The sequence below is a fragment of the Limnospira indica PCC 8005 genome (genome assembly GCF_000973065.1).
Lineage (GTDB): Bacteria > Cyanobacteriota > Cyanobacteriia > Cyanobacteriales > Microcoleaceae > Limnospira > Limnospira fusiformis.
On the sequence record NZ_FO818640.1, the window covers coordinates 6,044,752 to 6,064,482 of the forward strand.

The 19,731-nt window shown below is 44.3% G+C and carries 17 protein-coding genes; 11 read left to right on the top strand and 6 right to left on the bottom strand.

Annotated elements, in window-relative coordinates:
* Nucleotides 1-28: 28 nt before the first annotated feature.
* The 5 genes from XZ46_RS26795 to XZ46_RS26815 all read left to right on the top strand — a co-directional run bounded on the left by XZ46_RS26795 (nucleotide 29) and on the right by XZ46_RS26815 (nucleotide 7,150).
* On the top strand, nucleotides 29-643 hold the full coding sequence (locus tag XZ46_RS26795; protein WP_228116433.1) for a hypothetical protein: 615 nt from the start codon (nucleotides 29-31) through the stop codon (nucleotides 641-643).
* Nucleotides 644-1,368: 725 nt separating this feature from the next.
* Nucleotides 1,369-2,640 (top strand): RNA-guided endonuclease IscB, encoded by a 1,272-nt coding sequence (iscB, locus tag XZ46_RS26800; protein WP_008056264.1) that lies wholly within the window; start codon nucleotides 1,369-1,371, stop codon nucleotides 2,638-2,640.
* 284 nt (nucleotides 2,641-2,924) lie between these two features.
* Nucleotides 2,925-4,082 (top strand): nucleotidyltransferase family protein, encoded by a 1,158-nt coding sequence (locus tag XZ46_RS26805; RefSeq protein WP_008056262.1) that lies wholly within the window; start codon nucleotides 2,925-2,927, stop codon nucleotides 4,080-4,082.
* 16 nt (nucleotides 4,083-4,098) lie between these two features.
* Nucleotides 4,099-6,726, top strand: a complete 2,628-nt coding sequence (gene priA / locus XZ46_RS26810; RefSeq protein WP_008056260.1) for a primosomal protein N' — start codon at nucleotides 4,099-4,101, stop codon at nucleotides 6,724-6,726.
* 229 nt (nucleotides 6,727-6,955) lie between these two features.
* Entirely contained in the window at nucleotides 6,956-7,150 is a 195-nt protein-coding gene (locus XZ46_RS26815) for an NblA/ycf18 family protein (protein WP_008056258.1), read from the top strand.
* Between the two features lie 93 nt (nucleotides 7,151-7,243).
* Here XZ46_RS26815 and XZ46_RS26820 read toward each other — a convergent pair whose 3' ends face one another.
* On the bottom strand, nucleotides 7,244-7,675 hold the full coding sequence (locus XZ46_RS26820; RefSeq protein WP_006622492.1) for an NUDIX domain-containing protein: 432 nt from the start codon (nucleotides 7,673-7,675) through the stop codon (nucleotides 7,244-7,246).
* A gap of 21 nt (nucleotides 7,676-7,696) precedes the next feature.
* Nucleotides 7,697-8,923, bottom strand: coding sequence for a bifunctional sterol desaturase/short chain dehydrogenase (locus tag XZ46_RS26825; protein WP_006669433.1), 1,227 nt, complete (start codon nucleotides 8,921-8,923; stop codon nucleotides 7,697-7,699).
* Between the two features lie 232 nt (nucleotides 8,924-9,155).
* Here XZ46_RS26825 and XZ46_RS26830 point away from each other — a divergent pair, with 232 nt between their 5' ends.
* The gene (locus tag XZ46_RS26830) at nucleotides 9,156-10,463 is read left to right on the top strand and encodes an ABC transporter substrate-binding protein (RefSeq protein ID WP_006622490.1); all 1,308 of its coding nucleotides are present in this window, start codon (nucleotides 9,156-9,158) and stop codon (nucleotides 10,461-10,463) included.
* A gap of 26 nt (nucleotides 10,464-10,489) precedes the next feature.
* On the opposite strand, the gene XZ46_RS26835 is transcribed toward XZ46_RS26830, so the two are convergent.
* The 3 genes from XZ46_RS26835 to XZ46_RS35665 all read right to left on the bottom strand — a co-directional run bounded on the left by XZ46_RS26835 (nucleotide 10,490) and on the right by XZ46_RS35665 (nucleotide 12,476).
* Nucleotides 10,490-11,434, bottom strand: coding sequence for a hypothetical protein (locus XZ46_RS26835; protein ID WP_006622489.1), 945 nt, complete (start codon nucleotides 11,432-11,434; stop codon nucleotides 10,490-10,492).
* 187 nt (nucleotides 11,435-11,621) lie between these two features.
* On the bottom strand, nucleotides 11,622-12,185 hold the full coding sequence (locus tag XZ46_RS26840; RefSeq protein ID WP_008056253.1) for a DUF697 domain-containing protein: 564 nt from the start codon (nucleotides 12,183-12,185) through the stop codon (nucleotides 11,622-11,624).
* A 114-nt stretch (nucleotides 12,186-12,299) separates the two neighbouring features.
* Nucleotides 12,300-12,476 carry a hypothetical protein gene (locus XZ46_RS35665; protein ID WP_006622487.1) on the bottom strand — a complete coding sequence of 59 codons (177 nt, stop codon included), beginning with the start codon at nucleotides 12,474-12,476 and terminating at the stop codon, nucleotides 12,300-12,302.
* Between the two features lie 98 nt (nucleotides 12,477-12,574).
* Here XZ46_RS35665 and XZ46_RS26845 point away from each other — a divergent pair, with 98 nt between their 5' ends.
* The 3 genes from XZ46_RS26845 (at nucleotide 12,575) to XZ46_RS26855 (ending at nucleotide 16,146) form a co-directional block, all read left to right on the top strand.
* Nucleotides 12,575-14,014, top strand: a complete 1,440-nt coding sequence (locus XZ46_RS26845; RefSeq protein ID WP_006669435.1) for a cytochrome ubiquinol oxidase subunit I — start codon at nucleotides 12,575-12,577, stop codon at nucleotides 14,012-14,014.
* A gap of 84 nt (nucleotides 14,015-14,098) precedes the next feature.
* On the top strand, nucleotides 14,099-15,112 hold the full coding sequence (gene cydB / locus XZ46_RS26850; protein WP_008053330.1) for a cytochrome d ubiquinol oxidase subunit II: 1,014 nt from the start codon (nucleotides 14,099-14,101) through the stop codon (nucleotides 15,110-15,112).
* Nucleotides 15,113-15,222: 110 nt separating this feature from the next.
* Complete coding sequence (locus tag XZ46_RS26855; protein ID WP_048895328.1) at nucleotides 15,223-16,146, top strand: TraB/GumN family protein; 924 nt, start codon at nucleotides 15,223-15,225, stop codon at nucleotides 16,144-16,146.
* Nucleotides 16,147-16,226: 80 nt separating this feature from the next.
* Here the strand turns inward: XZ46_RS26855 and XZ46_RS26860 are convergent, their stop codons facing one another.
* The gene (locus XZ46_RS26860) at nucleotides 16,227-17,096 is read right to left on the bottom strand and encodes a peptidoglycan recognition protein family protein (protein ID WP_008053234.1); all 870 of its coding nucleotides are present in this window, start codon (nucleotides 17,094-17,096) and stop codon (nucleotides 16,227-16,229) included.
* Nucleotides 17,097-17,437: 341 nt separating this feature from the next.
* On the opposite strand from XZ46_RS26860, the gene XZ46_RS26865 reads away from it, so the two are divergent.
* Both XZ46_RS26865 and fbp read left to right on the top strand, forming a co-directional pair.
* Nucleotides 17,438-18,565 (top strand): RNA-guided endonuclease InsQ/TnpB family protein, encoded by a 1,128-nt coding sequence (locus XZ46_RS26865; protein WP_048895485.1) that lies wholly within the window; start codon nucleotides 17,438-17,440, stop codon nucleotides 18,563-18,565.
* A 58-nt stretch (nucleotides 18,566-18,623) separates the two neighbouring features.
* Nucleotides 18,624-19,697, top strand: coding sequence for a class 1 fructose-bisphosphatase (fbp, locus tag XZ46_RS26870; protein WP_008053232.1), 1,074 nt, complete (start codon nucleotides 18,624-18,626; stop codon nucleotides 19,695-19,697).
* Nucleotides 19,698-19,731 lie beyond the last annotated feature (34 nt).

Below are 19,731 nucleotides of genomic sequence, written 5' to 3' on the forward strand. Positions count from 1 at the left end.
TTATGTTGTCAACAAAGGATGTTACTCAATGACTAAACTTAATTGCCACAATGATGAGACCGCATTGGATTTCTGGTCACTACTGTTAGATGACTCGGAAAATTCTGCCTATCCCTGGAGCCATGAACAAACAGAATCTTATGGCTATTTTGAGGAGGCAGATCTAAACTTGTCTCTGTCAGACTGTTTCAGTGACGATGATATAACTCAAAGATCCCAAGTCTTCTTTGAACATATAGAAAATCGGTGGCCGCGGATTTCTCTGTATCAATTATTAGTTGATAAATTAACACTTAATGGCGAGGTAAGTCTCCTATCTCGCATTCCTGAAAATATACTTAGGGGAATATCTAAAGCAGTTGCTCAGGATAAGACTTTCCAGAGTCTTGGTGAACAGCTTGTATTTTGCGTTAGTCAAATTTTACCTGAGTGGGACCCGGAAGATTTGCAGGTTCTCGCTCGTCCTATGGTTAATGCTATGCGCGGAAATGACAATCGCGCCCTAGAATCAATATTGACAAAAGTGGGTTCCCAACAATGGCATGAACTCTCACCCGTAGAACAAGCTCGCTTGAGTTTGGCGATCGCTCATTATGCCCTAACTTTAGCAAACACTACCGGAACTTCTTTGCAGGAGAGTTAATCAGATTAATTGATGGGATTTTTCAAAGACTGTTAACAATTGTGGCAATTTTCGCCAAAATATCTGCCAAAAAGTTGACGATATTATAGGGCTTATGGTATCATTGAAGAAATCGCACCCAAGGGGTTATTGTGTCTATACGCAAAAAAAGACGCGATCGCCCTGATTCTATCGTCCCCCCAAATATTATCTGGGCAAAAATTAAAATTCCCGATTATTGGCTATATGGACGAGATAATTGGTAAACCCGCCCGTACAGGGCTACTGTCCTTGGTGATATATATTGGCACAAACTAGGTTTGGTGCATAAGAACTCAGGAAAGGGAACCGGGAAGGTAGGGGGTCAATCTGTTTTGGGTAAAATCGGGAAATATTGATAGGCTAGTAAAAGCTGTAGTGGAATATTCATACACCAGGGGAAAGTAAGTGTCTTTAAGTTATGGTTAATGGTGTCTGTCAGCACCCCCGGCTGAAGCACGGGGGCTTCGTGCCCCCGCTTTCAGGTAGCTGACCAGCTTAAGCCTTAACTGGCTACGTTCAGAGCAAGAGTTAAAGTTCCTACCCTGGAATGCGTGCTAGTTCCAGGCACTAGAACCAAATCGTTAAACAGTTCTAAGGGGTTAAGACAGTGCGATTTGGAAAGTACCGACTCTGAACATTAGCGTTCGCGCAGCGTGCGCGTTAGCGCATAGCAGACGTTACGAGCAATCAGAACAGACGCAACAATGTCTAACCATATTTTCGTTTTAGATACCAACCGCAAGCCCCTGACACCGTGCAAGCCAGGGGTGGCACGATCACTGCTCAAAGCCGGGAAAGCATCGGTATTTCGACGCTACCCATTCACCATTATTCTAAACAAGGAGGTTGACGCTAATCCTGAACCCCTCGAACTGAAATTAGACCCAGGCTCTAAAGTCACTGGAATTGCCTTGAAACAAGGGAATCATATTATCTTTGCTGCCGAGTTGCAGCACCGAGGACAGCAGATTAAAGAAGCATTGCTCTCTCGTCGTCAACTCCGACGTTCTCGACGAAACCGCAAGACCCGATATCGACCAGCTCGGTTCTTGAATCGGACTCGGAGCAAGGGTTGGTTAGCTCCCAGCTGGCAGCATCGAGTAGATACTCTAATGACCTGGGTTCAACGATTTCGTAGACTTGCCCCAGTTGGCCGCATTGCTCAAGAGCTAGTACGGTTCGACCTGCAATTGATGGAAAACCCTGAGATATCAGGTGTTGAGTATCAGCAGGGAGCATTACAAGGCTACGAAGTCAGGGAATACCTGTTGGAGAAGTGGGACAGAACCTGTGCTTACTGTGGGGCTCAAAATGTACCACTTGAAGTTGAGCATATCCACCCTCGGTCTAAGGGTGGCTCTGACCGGGTTTCTAACCTGACGATGGCTTGCCACTCATGCAATCAAGCCAAAGGCAATGGGGACATTCGGGATTTTTTATCGAGCCAGCCTGATGTACTGAGTCGTCTTCTCAGGCAGGTAAAATCGCCGCTTAAAGATGCAGCAGCCGTTAACTCGACCCGATGGGCTTTGTTCAATGCTTTGAAAGCAACAGGACTCCCAGTTACCACAGGAACGGGCGGACAAACGAAGTTCAATCGACTGAGGCTCAACCTACCTAAAGCTCACTGGCTTGATACTGCCTGTGTTGGACCAGTCGAATCACTCGAAGTTCTGACTTCAAAACCGTTGCTAATTTTAGCAAAGGGGCATGGAACCCGTCAGATGTGCGGGACGAATAAGTACGGATTCCCGAATCGTCACCGCTCCAGGAGGCAAATTCATAAAGGCTTTCAGACTGGCGACATGGTGACGGCACTGGTCACAGCGGGGAAGAAAATTGGCTCATATCTAGGACGGGTTCTCTGCCGTGCGTCTGGTAGTTTTGATATTACCACCGCTTCGGTACGGGTGGCAGGCATCAGCCACAAATACTGCCAACCGATTCACAGGAAGGATGGTTACGCCTATGCTTGAAAGATTGACGGGGACTAAAGTCCCCCTGTCGCGTTTCCTCCCCGGTCTAAAGACACGGGGCTTCCACGCTCCCAAGAGGTTTACGTGAACGGGACCAGAGGGCTGACCGAGACTAAATGTGGATCAGGTCATTGTCTAAGTAGAACGGAAAACCATTAAGCAAACAGGGAAGATATTTAGCAAGGGGTTAAGCTCCCGCTGGCTGATCAACGAAGAATCCCTAGCCTAGCCTTTGTAGGCGGGGAGTGTTAAAGAATAAGAATAGCTGAGGGTAGAGTGTGAATATGAAAGCGATGATTTTGGCTGCTGGTAAGGGGACTCGTGTTCGCCCTATTACTTACACCATACCGAAACCATTAATTCCGATTCTCCAAAAGCCAGTAATGGAGTTTTTGGTAGATTTGCTGCGTCGCCATGGTTTTAAGGAAATCATGGTCAATGTGAGCCATTTGGCGGATGAAATTGAGAACTATTTTCGTGATGGTCAGCGGTTTGGGGTAGAGATTTCTTACTCATTTGAGGGGAGTATCGAAGATGGTCAACTGATAGGTAAGGCTTTGGGGTCTGCTGGAGGAATGAAAAAAATCCAGGACTTTAACCCATTTTTTGATGATACGTTTGTGGTATTGTGCGGGGATGCCTTAATTGATTTAGACCTGAGTGAGGCGGTAAAATGGCATAAACAGAAAGGTGCGATCGCTACTGTAGTGATGAAATCTGTACCGAAAGATGAGGTTTCCAGCTATGGGGTGGTGGTTACGGATGAAATGGACAGGATTAGGGCTTTTCAGGAGAAACCATCTGTAGAAGAAGCTCTCAGCACCAGCATTAACACGGGGATTTATATCTTTGAGCCAGAGATATTTGACTACATCCCGTCTGGGTGCGAGTATGATATTGGTAGCCAACTGTTCCCCCATTTGGTGGAAATGGGCGCGCCCTTTTATGGGATTACTATGGATTTTGAATGGGTAGATATTGGGAAGGTTCCCGACTACTGGCGGGCTATTCGCAGTGTGTTGCTGGGTGAGGTGAAAAATGTGCCTATCCCAGGTAGAGAAGTGGCTCCGGGGATTTACACTGGGCTAAATGTGGCGGTGAATTGGGATAAAGTGCATATTGAAGGCCCGGTCTATATCGGTGGTATGACCCGCATTGAAGATGGTGCAACTATTATCGGTCCGACTATGATAGGTCCGAGTTGCTCAATATGTAGCAACTCCTATGTCAGTAATAGCGTGATTTTCGAGTATTCTCGGTTGGGGCGTGGGGTGCGCCTGGTAGACAAATTGGTGTTTGGTCGCTACTGTGTGGATAAGCTGGGAGCTTCGATTGATGTTCAGGCGGCGGCTTTGGATTGGCTGATTACTGATGCTCGACAGGCTGTGGGTGATCCCCCAGAAGAACATCAGGCGATCGCAGATATTCTCAGCACCTCATAACTTTTGGGTAGGTTGTATGCATAAATCTTCCGTGGTATTGTACGGGGGGGCAATCGAATCACCCTCTGTTTCCAGCAGGTTATTTCCGAAAAGCGACCCACTTCCCCTAAAACTGGCTGAAGGTGGTCTATCTTACGGTTCAGAAAATTGGGGCGGTAATGGTGACCATCAACTGGTTGAGGTTTTAGTGGATATACCCACCCTCCGCCAGACGGAGGACACGGAAGATATAGAACAACTTTATACCTACCAAGTGCCGCCTCACTTAGATATTATGCCGGGGGATATTCTCAGTGTCCCCTTTGGCGCTCAACAGATAGGGGCGATCGCCATTAGGTTAACATCAGAACTGCCAGAAAATCTGAGGGAACCGGGTAAGGCTACCTCTATCAAAGTGCGTCCCGTAGAAGATATCACTGTCAAGGGATTTTTCCCCCCCAATTATTGGCAATTACTACAACAGGTCGCCCAGTATTATCAAACCCCCCTAATTAAGGCGATCCGAACTGCCCTCCCCCCCGGACTCCTACGCCGTAGCCAGCGACGTATTCGTTTAGTTACTAATGCTATTCCAGACGGTGCTGAAGAGTTTTTGCAACCGAAAGCCCAAAGGATTTTACAACTTTTGCGCCAGTCAGCTACGGGAGACTATACCTGGCAGTATTTGCAACGACAAATTAAGGGAGGCTCTCGGGGACTACAGGATCTGATCAAACGGGGTTGGGTGGAAAGCTATCTCGAACCGCCGACACCACCGCGCCCTAAACTCAGACCAGCAATCACCCTAGTGATAGATTGGGTAGAGTTAGACTTTATAGACATAACCACCCGTCAGCGGGAAGTGCTGGAAATTTTGCGGCGGCGGGGTGGGGAAATGTGGGTAACTGATTTATTGCAAACCTGCAACACCAGTTCTAGCTTACTCAAAACTCTGGAGAAAAAGGGATGTGTAGTAATTGGCGATCGCGAAATTCTACGCACGGAACAGGGTATTTCGACAATAGCGGATCAGCCTTTATCTCTGACGGAACACCAACAACAAGCCTTAGACGTAATTTTGGGGTTATCTGGTTTTCATCAACTGCTGCTGCATGGTGTGACAGGTTCGGGCAAAACTGAAGTATATTTACAGGCGATCGCCCCCATTATTGACCAGGGTAAATCAGCCCTAGTCCTAGTCCCGGAAATCGGCTTAACTCCCCAACTAACCGATCGCTTTCGCGCGAGGTTTGGTGAGGTGGTGTTTGTCTATCATAGTGGTTTGTCAGAAGGTGAACGCTACGATACCTGGCGTAATATGATCCAAGGTACTCCCCAGGTAGTAATCGGAACGCGATCGGCAATTTTTGCCCCTTTACCCAATTTAGGCATAATTGTTCTCGATGAAGAACATGACAGCAGCTTTAAACAGGACCAGCCGCAGCCATGCTACCATGCTCGCACTGTGGCAGCGTGGCGGGCGGAACTGGAAAACTGCCCCTTAATTTTGGGTTCAGCCACTCCCGCCTTGGAAACTTGGCAGCATCATCGCCACAATCATAACCCATCCATTCATTATCTATCTTTACCTGAAAGGGTATTATCTCGCCCCCAGCCGCCGGTAGAAGTCGTTGATATGCGTCGGGAATTGAAGCAGGGGAATCGATCCATTTTCAGTAGAAGTCTACAATTGGCGATCGCCTCTTTGCGAGACAATAATCAACAGGGCATTTTATTCATCCACCGTCGCGGACATAGCACCTTTGTTTCCTGTCGCAGTTGTGGCTACGTCATGGAATGTCCCCGTTGTGATGTTTCTCTCTCCTATCACCACATTCACGCCGAAGCTATCCCATACTTACGCTGTCACTACTGCAACCATTCCCAATCCTACCCCCAACGCTGTCCCCAGTGTGACTCTCCCTATTTTAAACATTTTGGCAGTGGGACCCAACGAGTCGCCCAGGAATTAACCCGCCTTTTTCCAGAATTGCGGTTTATCCGTTTTGACAGTGACACCACCCGCACCAAAAATGCCCATAGAATTCTTTTAACTCAGTTTGCTAACCGGGAGGCTGATTTATTAGTTGGTACTCAAATGCTCACCAAAGGTTTAGACTTAGACTCTGTAGGGCTGGTGGGTATTGTCTCCGCTGATGGACTTCTGCACCTGTCCGACTACCGCGCTAGTGAACGTGCTTTTCAGACTTTGCTACAGGTGGCCGGACGTGCGGGACGTGGTAACGACCCCGGACAGGTAATTCTCCAAACCTATACCCCCGAACATCCCGTCGTGGAAGCCGTCCGAAACCATGCTTATCAGTCTTTTGTCGAAACCGAGCTACAACACCGCTCAGAGCTTAATTATCCCCCCTCTGGTGGCTTGATTTTACTCCAGTTAAGGGGTTATAATGCGATCGAGGTTGAACAAACCGCCCACCTTCTCGCCTCAGAGTTAAGTTCTGATCTGCTTCCGGGAACTTGCGAACTGTTGGGACCCGCACCCGCTCCCATTATGCGTGTTGCTAATCAATACCGCTGGCAGATTTTATTAAAATTCCTCCCAGGTCAGACTACCCCGCCTCCCTCTCTGGCTGCTTTGGCGGAAAAATGCCCCCCCTCTGTTCGCTTCTCCATTGATGTTGACCCTCTCAGTTTCGGTTAATTATTGCCACTTATCCCCCCACAGCCATAGTTTTTTCGCAACTATCCAGTCATCTCGTATCGTGGATGACAAATTTTTGGGTTAGATCTGTTATGGTAAATCCAAAGATTTGGGTATATTAAGGTAGGCACTTTGTCAAATAATTGTTATAATTTGTAATAATTGCCCGGACAAGGGTGGCCACCCCAGAAAATTAACCCAAACCCACTTTTAAGGAGTTCACGTCATCATGGAACCTAGTAGCTTATCTTTGGAACAACAATTCAACCTGTCCTCATTTAGAATGCAGGTAAACCAAATGAGCCGGGAACAAGCCCAGGAGTTTTTGGTTAATCTTTACGAACAAATGTTGGTTAGGGAGAATATGTATCAGCACTTTCTCAAGTATCAGTGGGGCTTAGAACCCAATTCCAGTGCTGATTAAGTGGATATTACCCCCATATTAGTTGGCCACCTCTGTCTCTTACTTTCTTTTTCTGACAAGAAGCGAGTTGGGGGTAGTTGGGTGTTTACTGACTCACATTAGCCTGGGTCGGAGTCCAAAATGGCGAAATTGCAGATAGTCTTGTAAAATGCGATCGTGGTCAAAGCATAGATTCTGTGGAATGCACCAAGGCTCAAAGATGTCTAAATTTTGGGCATCATCAGCCGCCTGGGGTTCTCCCTTCGCCGTAGCGATAAATACCACAGCTAGGGTATGTTGGCGAGGGTCTCGGTTAGGGTCTGAGTAAACATGGAACTGTTGAATCAAGGTGACATCTAGCCCCGTTTCTTCTTTGGCTTCTCTGGTGGCTGCGGTTTCTACTGACTCGCCGTAGTCTACAAATCCTCCGGGAATAGCCCAGCCTAATGGGGGATTTTTTCGGTCTATTAATACAATCGGTCGCGATCGCCGATCTATAAGTTCGATGATGATATCTACTGTCGGCGCGGGATTACGATAGCTCATTGGATTGATGATAAAATGGATCTAGGTATGCTGAGATTTGCTAAATAACCTGAAATAGCTAGAAACCAAAAACTCTTTAATCGGGATAGCCACAAATGTTATAGGGTTAATGGTGACAATAATCGTTCTCACGTTGGACTTGGCTTGTTTGATAATTTGCTTCGCTACCCAGTCGGCTGACATCACCCCAATGGGGTTAAGATTACTTTTAAAAGGCCCTAAAATCAGCTTGCGAATCACACAGGGAGAATCGAGGCGGCGTAATGTGACTAAATCCCCTAAAGTGCGTTTACTGAGTTCATAAAGAGGACTAAAGGCGGGGCTAACTTCTGCCTCGGAAGTATTGACCCAGACCTCCTTGCGGGCGATATCTGTGTTGGTGCGAACGGTTTTTAAAAACAATTCTAAGAGTCGCCAACTGGAGAAAGTATTGATTTCGTAGGATTTGCCGATCGCCTCTGGGGTTCGTTCCCCGTGTACATTAATACCATGATTGATAATCAGGATATCTACGGTTTCTAACAGATTCGCTAACTGTTCCTCTTCTCCTACTTGCCAGGTGATAGTTTTTAGGGGTAATTCTTGCTGGTCAATGGTGAGGGTGATAGTTTGGGAAGTTGATGATAAAGCGATCGCCTTCGCCCCAGAGTTGTGGAGGTGTTTAAGTAGCGCGCGCCCTAAACTCCCAGAAGCGCCAGTCACCGCCACTGTTTTACCTTTTAGAGAAAGTCCTGTTCCCATAATTTTATCTAAAACCGTGAGAGTTCCGCAAAAGTAGGCATTTTGGTTATCAAAATGGTGTCGCCAGTGATAAGATGGGTTCACCAATAACCGCGACGGTGGCTGAGAAAAATTACCCGGAAGGTGGGTTAAATCAGTGAGTGTGTCCGCGTGGGGAACTCCTGAACCTCTAGCGATCGCAGGCAGTAGAAAGCCGAGGGTGTACACTGAACCCGTCAGCGTCAACCAGTGAGGATCTCCTGTTAGTCCATAGATACCCAACCAAAACCCCAGACTGAATACTAACATAACCATCGCCTCTGGCACATCATTATACCAGTGGGCTTTCCGATAAATCTCCTCACTTTTAATGCTATAGTCGGGACGAAATACCCGATGATGCCAAGAATGGAGGCGATACAGGGGTTGCCAAACATGGGCGAGGGCGTGGTAGGTGTCTCGGACTAATTCTACCCACACCACCGAAGCTACTACCCAAACTGTATTTATGATCACTAGCGTTAGCATAAACTTAGAGTTTCAGACCTCATTGGTTTTGTTAAAATTTACCATTTAGCATTGTATATGCCAAAGGGCTGTTAAATGTTTGAAACTTCCAGAAAATCTCGATTCTGGGAGTTGGGCTGGTTATCTCTAGCCGAAATGGAGGGTTAGACACCTTCCCCCTCTGGCTGGATGCAGATGGTTATCTGAATAATAGTGTATACTGGGTTATTTATTCTAGTTTGATATAAATGATATGGGTTCAAAGACCTGGAAACGGTTTATAGGTTGGGCTTTGTTGGGTTTGCTGTTGACTTGGGGGGTTAGTTGCGCCTCCCCAACTGCTGATCAAAGCGATCGCCGTGAGGTGGAGTTTTGGACAATGCAGCTTCAACCTCAGTTTAATGACTATTTTAATCAGTTAATTGCTAACTTTGAAAATGATAACCCCGAAGTCAAAATTCGCTGGGTAGATGTACCTTGGTCAGCTATGGAGAGTAAAATCTTGGCGGCGGTGTCCGCCCAAACTGCGCCCGACCTGGTGAATTTAAACCCCGATTTTGCCTCTATGTTGGCGGGTCGCGATGCTTGGTTAAATTTGGATGAACACCTATCCGAAGAAGTGCGATCGCTATATTTACCCAATATCTGGGAAGCTAATATGATCCAAACCTGCGACGGTGATAATTGTCAGAATCGCACCTTTGGCATTCCCTGGTATTTGACTACCCAAATTGTCATTTATAATCAGAATTTACTCAATCAAGCCGGTCTGGAAAATCCCCCCACCACCTATGAGGAAGTCGCTACAGTTGCCCAAACTATTCGCGAGAGAACCGGAAAATATGCCCTATTTGTTTCCTTTGTACCCACCGACTCCGCCCAAGTTTTACAGTCCTTAGTTCAGATGGGGGTCCAGTTGGTTGATAATAATAGAAGGGCTGCTTTTAATACTCCCGAAGGTCGCGCCGCCTTTCAATATTGGGTTGATTTATATCAACGGGATCTGTTACCCAGAGAAGTCTTAACTCAGGGACATCGAAGGGCGATCGAATTGTATCAAGCTGGGGAAATTGCCCTATTGACTACCGGACCTCAATTCTTTAGGGCGATCGCAGAAAATGCCCCCGATATCGCCAAAGTTTCCGCACCATCTAGCGCTATTACTGGCGAAACTGGTAAAATCTCCGTGGCTGTCATGAACCTAGTTATCCCCCAAAATACTCGCCACCCAGAAGATGCCATAAATTTTGCCTTATTTGTGACTAATAGTGCTAATCAATTAAACTTTGCTAAAGCCTCAAACGTCATCCCTTCCAGTATTGAAGCATTAGAAAATCCCTTTTTTCAAAACATCCCCGCAGATGCCACACCCCAAGACCAAGCCAGGAAAATTAGCGCCCAACAGATGACAAACGCTCAAGTTTTGATTCCCCCCCTAGAAGACATCAAAGAATTGCAAAGCATTATTTACAACAATTTGCAAGCAGCCATGTTAAATCGAAAAACTGTTGATCAGGCGATCGTAGATGCTGAAACAGATTGGAATCGGCGCTTAAATTAAGCCTTTAAGTTCAACTAAACCCAACTTTATCTAGGGTGGTTGCTATTCTCATATTCCCTTAAACAACCACCCCATTTTATTCCTATATCCCCTAATAAGCCATGTAAATTATTCGGAATCATCCCAGCCAATGAACCTTCTTGCTGCACTAACTCTTGTAGTTCATTTAATCCCTTCATCACCTGATTTTTAACCTCTTGAATTTCCTCGCTAATTTTAACCGAAAGTTGCTGTTTTTCCCGAATTTTATCCTGCCTTTTTTCGTTCCATGTATATATTTTATTATTAGTCTGTGTGTCTAAATCTTGGCAATTTTTTTTAATCACATTTATCTGATGTTGTAAATTAGTCAATTCCTGGTTAAGTCCTTGTTTACGTCCTTGATTTATTGCATATAATTGTTGCAGTTGATAGTTATGATGATAAAAGCCTTCACTATCATCTATCTCTATCTCTAGCCTGAGAATACTGCATTCAATCATATTTTTTTGCTGTTCCAAACTTTTGATATTTTGGAGATTTTTGGAAAGAGACTCAACCAACACTCTTTTCGCATCATTAATATTTTCCGAGAGTTTCCTAATGTCCTGTTCAACCCTACCTTTTCGGCTTTCCAGATAATTAGGATTTTGTAAATCCAGAACCCTGTTAATTTGGGTATATATATCATCAACAATTGTATTAAATAACTGTAATTTTGCGCGTCGTATCTCATCTTTATCATTGGGAATAGTCCCATTATCAGCCGCCTTAATTTCCCTCAAATAATTTCTAACCACACCCATCAGCATATCATTAGTCTGGTTTTTAAAAATCCTATAATACTCACCAGACAAACGATTTCTCTTCAGTAAATCATCATAATCAGTGCATTCATGGCGCGCGCGATCCAGACCTTTAGACTGCTTCAGTATTTCTAAAACCGCCTGTGGCGAAGTAGTAAGTTTAGCTTTAGGAATATGATAAAACATACTATATAGCACTCCTAAATAAGTGTAAAAATTAGGCTATCTTTAGACCATAGTAGTGCATCGTGATAATTAAGAAACCCAGTTTCTCCCGTCTGCTGAAAAATAGGGGGGAAACATGACCAGAAACCGGGTTTCAGAAACCGTCATTATTTAACCAGCCAGTTAATTAACCCCGATACAATATTCCCTAAATCCGAGATAATAGTTCTTGTTTTTTCGCTTGAAATTCCTCCTCACTCAAGACACCTTGCTGCTTCAATTGACCCAATTTCTCTAAAGTTTGATAGATATTAGCCGCCTCATCAGCCTTGTCTTTTTCCAGGTCAGAAACATAGTTTTTTCCCTTTTCAAAAGCCGAGTCATAAGCCCATTTAACCTCTTCTTCCGCAAAATTATTCAGAGACCCACCACTAGAAAAATGGTTAATAGCAACCTGTCCCACCGCATAGGTAGAAGCCCCAGAAGTCAAAGCCATTGAAGTCCCACCAATTAACGAACCAATACCCGGAATTGCCTTAATGAAACTAGAACCCAAACGAGCAATAGTTGTACCTGTTAATGCCGAAACAAATGCTTTTCCCGTACTAACAGAATAGTTGACTCCATACAGTTTAGCAAGTTCTTGTAGCATTTCCATTTGAATAGCAGTAACAGCCATAAAATCCACTATGGGGATAGGGATTAATCCACCTCCCATTGACCAGAGGACGTGATTGCGAATAATAGCTTCTGCTTCGGTTTTTTTACTCATTAGGAGTACCTGGTAAACAATAATGATTTGGGGGGCGCTTCGGGAGATGTTGCCAAAACGACCCTCTTTTATTTTACCCTTTCCCAAACTATTGAAAATTGCTAATAAATCAATCTATAGCCCCCCTAAAGCCCAGCCAGTCCAGTTTTTCAGCCACATTAGCCAGCGCCTAGGTGTCACCGCCTTAACAAAAATTAACAAACTCATTTTTCCTGGACTAGCAACCTTTTTGGCATTTCCCAGAGTCTCAAATTGGGCTTGCTTACAGCCAAGGACAGCATAATCAATCATAATTATCAAGCTATAATTGATAACTAGACATTCCTAGTCGTCCCCTATTCAAGTAGTAGGGAATAATCCCATAACATTGTTAAAACGGAGAGAAAAGCGTGGATATTCTATCCAACACCGTGGCACTGTCCCGAATGCAATTTGCACTGACAGCCATCTTTCATATGTTGTGGCCAGTTCTTACTACCGGGCTAGGTATCTACCTAGTTATTATTGAAGGACTATGGCTAAAAACTCGCAACCCAGACTACTATTATCATGCCAGATTTTGGTCTAAATTTTACGTCCTTAACTTCGGAATAGGTGTCGCTAGTGGCATTCCTATGGAGTTTCAATTTGGCACTAATTGGGCTCCTTTATCAGAGGCTATTGGTAACTTTTTTGGCAGTGTAATTGGCTTCGAGGCTTCCTGGGCGTTTATGCTAGAAGCGGCTTTTTTGGGAATTATGGTGTTTGGTTGGGAGCGCGTCAACCCTATTATTCACTTTGTTTCCACGATTCTTGTGGCTTTTGGCGCTAATCTTTCAACCTTTTGGATTTTGTCGGCTAATTCCTGGCTGCAAACCCCGGCGGGAGTGGAAATGGTGGAGGGTAAATTTATCGTGCTTGACTATTTTCAAGCTATCTTTAATCCCTTCATGTTAAATAGCTTTCTGCATATGTTCTTCGCAACATTAGAAACATCGCTATTTGTGATTGGTGGGATTAGTGCTTGGTATATCCTCAAAAAACGGCATCATCAGTTTTTCTCCAAATCTCTGAAAATTGCGATCGCAGCTACTATCGCTGTCGCACCTATGCAGCTTTATATCGGACATTTGAGTGGCGAACAAGTTTATCACTACCAACCTACTAAATTAGCCGCTATGGAGGCGCAGTGGGAAACTATCCCCGCTGGACAGTCTGCTGATTGGAGTTTGTTGGCTTTTCCTAACCCCCAGACCCAAAAAAATGATTGGGAAATTACTATCCCGAATGGTTTAGGGTATATTCTCGAATTTAAAAAAGAATTATCCGAACCTGTCTTGGGTTTAAAAGAGTGGAAACCAGAAGATAGACCGCGTTTATTGGGTTTGATTTACTACTCTTTTCGGATTATGATTGCTATTGGTTTCTTTCTGGCTGGACTCATGGCGGTCACCGTTATTCAGTGGTTACGGGGGAAACTTTCAGCGGACAATATTACTCAACAGGGTTGGTTAATGTGGGGTTGGATTATTTCTGCACCTCTGGGTTATATTGCGGTTGAGGCTGGCTGGACTGTGCGTTGTGTAGGACGACAACCTTGGACGGTTTATAATGAAATTCGCACGGTTGATGCTGCTTCTAATTTACCCCCGGAAAATGTGTTAACTACTTTGGTTGGTTTCGCTGTGGTTTATAGTTTGCTGTTGGTGGCGGCGATTTATTTTGGGAGTCGAATTATTCGCCGTGGTCCGAATTTGGAGTTGGCTATTCCTGGTGGAGTTCGCCCGGCTTTTGATACTAGCCCCGGTCAGTTTTCCCCGGACGAAAGACCAGCAGAAACTCAAGGTTAACTCTGGTTTTATCTTACCCGAAAATTAGGGGCGATCGCTACATCGCCCCACTCATCATCAAGTCATCATCCCGGAGAAGAATTAATGGAAACTTTGCAATATTTACTCCCTCAAGTCTGGTTTGGAATTTTGGCTTTATTCCTGTTTTTGTATGTGATGCTAGATGGCTTTGATTTGGGGGTGGGAATTTTGTCTATCACTTCCTCTAGCGAAAAACGCCGCAGCATCCTGATGACCAGTCTCAGTAATATTTGGGATGCTAATGAAACCTGGTTAGTGTTGATGGGGGGTAGTCTATTTGGCGCATTTCCTCTGGCTTATAGCACTATTCTTAGCGCCCTATATGTGCCGATTTTCGTGATGATTTTTGGCTTAATTTTTAGGGCTGTAGCCTTTGAATTTCGCGAACAAGCGACTAATAAGTTATTCTGGAATTTTGCTTTTGGGGCGGGTAGTTTTTTGGCGGCTTTGGGTCAAGGTTTCGCCCTCGGTGGGGTTCTGGAAGGGATTAGGGTTGATGCTAACGGTCATTTTATTGGCACCACTTGGGATTGGTTACGTTTCCCGACTATAGTAGTAGCATTAACTTTGATTCAAGGATATGTTTTGATTGGGTCTACCTATCTAATTTGGAAGACTGAAGGCGAGTTACAAAAAACTCACTATAAAACGGCTAAACTGGCGGCTATTACTACTTTAATTGGCGCGATTTTAATCACTGTGGTAACGCCGATTTTTTATGAATCAGCACGCGATCGCTTATTTTCTCAACCCCTAGTTTATATCTTTTCCCTAATTCCAATTTTGGGAATAGTGCTAATTGGCTTATTACTCAGAAGTATTACCCGTCAGGAAGAAAGAACCCCATTTATCTGGACAATTTTAATTTTTGTCCTCACTTTTTTGGGATTAGCAATGGTCGTTTTTCCCTATATTATCCCCCCGACAATTACCATTTATCAAGCTGCGGCTGACCCCAGTTCAATGGTGGTTATGATTATTTTTGTCGGCGCTTTAATTCCGGTCATGTTGTTTTACAATATTTATCAATACTTTGTCTTTCGTGGGAAAGTTACTGAGGCGGTTTATGAGGAATAGCCTCTAAATACTTAGGGAGTGTCTCACTCCCTATATCAAAATCCCCTAATTATACCAGATCCCCCGACAAACGGCTATAATAACCATCAAATCCTATTAATTTGTTGATTATGCCAAAATTCATCAAGTCCCTGTTTTTAACTACTTTGGGAAAATTAGTAACCACGGGTCTAATTACTGCGTTGGTGGTGATTTATGTTTCCCAGGTGACACATTTACACGCGGCGGAGTCTAAACACTTCCTCTGGTCTGTAGAAACTCCCCAAAATCAAGTTTATTTTTTGGGTTCTATTCATGTTTTGAGTGCAGATGATTATCCTTTACCCCAGGTAATGAATGATGCTTTTAATCAGGCTGATAATGTGGTATTTGAACTGAATATCAATGACCTAGAAAGTCTGGAAAGCCAAGCGATTATGCTAGAGATAGCTACGCCGCCAGATGGTAAAACCTTGCTAGATCTAATCAGTGATGAAACTTATCATCTGGTTCAACAAACCATGGAAAAGTTGCAATATCCCATCCAAATATTTACGAATTTTAAGCCGTGGTTTGTGTCGATGTCTTTGATGTCGTTACAACTGCAAAATCTGGGTTTTGACCCGCTTTATGGTGTGGACAGATACTTTTTTGAGCAAGCGATCGCCCAAGACAAAACCATCATGAGTTTAGAAACCATGAGGGATCAACTCAAGATATTTGATAGTCTGTCCTGGGAACAACAGGATGAGATGCTAAGACAAACCCTCCAAGAAATTGACACCTTAGAAGACTCATTTCAACAAATGCTACAGGCTTGGAAGTCGGGAGATAAACAGACTTTAGAAGATTTGATAATTACTGGGTTTAAAGATTATCCAGAGTTGGGAAATCGTCTTTTTCGCGATCGCCACCTCAAATGGATGACCGAAATACAGAATTTTTTACAAGATGATAAAAACTATTTGGTAGTAGTTGGTGCTGGTCATTTAGTGGGAGAAGATGGTATCGTCCAAATGTTGCGCGACCAAGGTTATTCAGTCCAACAACAATAACCACAGATCAGGAAATTAAAAAAGCGGGTAGTTAACCCGCCCAATCAACCATTAACTATTGAGAGTCAATCAAACCCCAATTATCCTTGATAACCCGGAACCCGACAACCAATGATAATTTCCTGGGTTCTGGGATAATTATTGAGAAGTTGATAAAAAAGCTGTGAATTAAAACTTCTGGGGTCAGATCTATGACCAGATCTATCAACAGCTTGATGGGTAGTAATGCGGTCATTAGGAACCCCCGTCCGCGAAACTAACCAAGCCAAAGACTGATATTGAGCCATGGTATATCCACTGTGGCTAGAACCGTTATTCATGCCATCTGGTGGTGTTTCCAGGGAAACATGATAAGCAAAATTATTGACAGAAGCGGGATATTTAGGATGAGTCCTGACTGCTTCTTCACCGCGACTACCAACAAACACAGAATTTCCGGCACCAAAAGCCCTTAAATCGGGAGGGACAATATAAACAATATCTCCATTGAGGGTAATTAAGGTATGGTAACTGGCCTGATTATCTTCGGAAGTGTGGCGGGTGCGGAAAAAATTAATGGCATTTTGACTGGTGGTAACAGTTTCGTGGAGGACAATAATTGGCTGATTATTGTTCAGTTGACCATTAATATCATAGACAAACCGTTGGCCGTAGTTAGTCTGATTGGCGATCGCCTGATATTCTTGAGGAGTATGGCCAGAGGAACTTTGAGCAGTTAAGGGACGACGAAACCGCGTCAAAGGTGCTGGTTGTTCAATAGGGGGACCCACCTGGGTAGAAGCCACAGCCACATTAGTAGTAGGTCTAACCCCACAGGTAGGCTGCAATTCTAAAGTAACATTAGCCACTTCCTCGGCTACCACCAGTCTCCCAGTAGACAAAAACATAGGAACCGCCAAAGCCACCACAAACATGATCAACAGCAAAACCGGGGTAAATTTTAACTTCATCTAAGCAACCGCAAACCATGAATAAGGGAATTTTCAACAGTTTAATCCAAATATTCAGGATAAGCGATCGAGATCTTAAAGTTTGCCTAAAGGCTGAACCGGAAACTCCGTTGAGTTCAGGCTGAGTCCATATCGATACTTTAGCCTTGGCTTCTATTTTAGGGAACTGTTGGGAGCCAGAATTTAATCCAAGATTTGCTTGACATCTTAGGACAATAAGGTACAATACCTCAAAAGATTCGCAACTCAATAATGAGTATACGGTCAAACCCCAGACCATGCCAAATTTCCTTGACGACATACTCATCAAGTCGGATTCTTCATGGTAAAATCCAATCATGGTGCCAATCAAAGCTTTCCGGACAAAACTAAAACTCAATGACCGTCAAGCTACCTTGATGGCCAAACACGCGGGGTATGCTCGATTTGTGTTCAATTGGGGATTACACTTATGGATGTCAGCTTATGAAGAGGGACTCAAGTCTAACGTCAACTCCATCAAAAAGGTTTTTACTCATTATGTGAAACCTCAATATCCTTGGATGTCCGAATTGTCTTCTAAAGTTTATCAATATGCCTTCATTAATCTAGGGGATGCCTTTAAGCGCTTCTTCAAGGGAATAAGCAGTTATCCTAAATTTAAGAAGAAAGGCTACCATGATAGCTTTACCCTTGACAATTCCGGAAAGCCATTCAATCTGTCAGGAACTCGCCATAAGCTGCCTTTTGTGGGCTGGGTTTCTACATTTGAGGCACAACCCGAAAGTTGGGTTAAGAAAGTCACCCTAACGCGCCAAGCAGGTGACTGGTATATGAGCTTTTTTGTAGAAACCACACCAGAAATTACACCGAAATTCCGAGAGAGAATCGGGGTAGACCTAGGAATTAACAATTTGGCGACTTGCTCCGATGGGACCCAATTCTCTAATCCCAAGGCTTATAAAGCAGCGACCAAAAAACTAGCCAGATTACAACGCCATTTAAGTCGCAAAGTCAAAGGCTCAAAAAATTGGGCCAAATGTCTCTTAAAAGTTCAAAAGCTACATCAAAGAGTAGCTAATATTCGCCGTGACACGATTCATAAAATAACTACTTTTTTGGCTAAAAACCACAGCCAAGTAGTCATTGAAGATTTGAATGTGTCAGGTATGCTGAAAAATCATGGTTTGGCGGGTTCTATCGCTGATGCTTCATTTTATGAGTTCCGTCGGCAACTAGGTTACAAGGCAGAACGTTATGGTTCAAAGTTGATTATTGCCGATAGATTTTATCCATCCAGTCAACTGTGTTCTAATTGCGGTTATCGTCAAAAAATGCCCCTAGTCCGTCGGACTTTTGAATGTCAGAACTGTGGCCTGAAGATTGATAGAGATTTGAACGCCAGTAGAAATTTAGAAAAATCGCCTGGTTCCGACGATTACACTGGTGGACGGGGTGCTGCCGACAGTCCCGGACGAAGCCAGAAATAAACGTCAATATCCGGCTATGTCCGGTTTTGTTTAAGTTTTATAGAGCAGAATTTAACTTATGGTACAGACAGCAAGCGGTCAAATCCAGCCAGATCCCCTAGGTTCAGATAGAGGATACTACTTAGATCGCGACTGTACAACCCTATCGCGGCACGTTTTACAGCAACTCGAAAGTTTCGGTCCTGATGCTCAAGATATTAGCGCCCTGATGAACCGCATTGGACTAGCGGGGAAACTGATCGCCCGTCGTCTGTCAAGGGCGGGGTTGGTAGAAGGAACCCTAGGATTTACGGGAGAAGTGAATATCCAGGGGGAAGAAGTCAAACAAATGGATTTTTTCTCCAATGCAGTTTTTATCTCGACCTTCAAACAAAGCGGCTTAGTGTGTCGCCTAGCTTCGGAAGAAATGGATAAACCGTACTACATCCCAGAAAACTGCCCCATCGGACGCTATACTCTGCTTTATGACCCCCTAGATGGTTCCTCAAACCTGGATGTTAATATGAATGTGGGTTCCATCTTCGCGATCCGTCAACAGGAAGGTTACGACGAAGAAGGAGAAGCCCTAGACTTATTGCAAGACGGTCATAAACAAATCGCTGCTGGATACATCCTATATGGTCCTAGCACACTCCTGGTTTATTCAATTGGTAGGGGGGTTCATTCCTTTACTTTAGACCCCAGTCTGGGGGAATTTATCCTGGCTCAGGAAAATATCCAAGTTCCCGAACATGGTCCGGTCTACAGTGTGAACGAAGGTAATTTTTGGCAGTGGGAGGAATGCTACCGAGACTATATCCGTTATGTTCACCGCCATGATGGCTACACAGCCCGCTATAGTGGGGCTTTGGTGGGAGATATTCACCGCATTCTCTGTCAGGGAGGAGTATTCCTATACCCGGGAACAGTGAAAAACCCTGATGGTAAATTGCGCCTATTATATGAGTCGGCACCAATGGCCTTTTTAATGGAACAGGCGGGGGGTCGCGCTAGTACGGGTAGTCAGGATATCTTAAATGTGGTTCCCGAAAAACTCCATCAACGCACACCTCTGATTATTGGTAGTAAAGAGGATGTAGCTTTAGTGGAGTCATTTATAAGCGATCGCAAACGTCGCGAAACCGAAACTTAGATCAATAATAAAATCCGGCAACCTCTGTTAACTT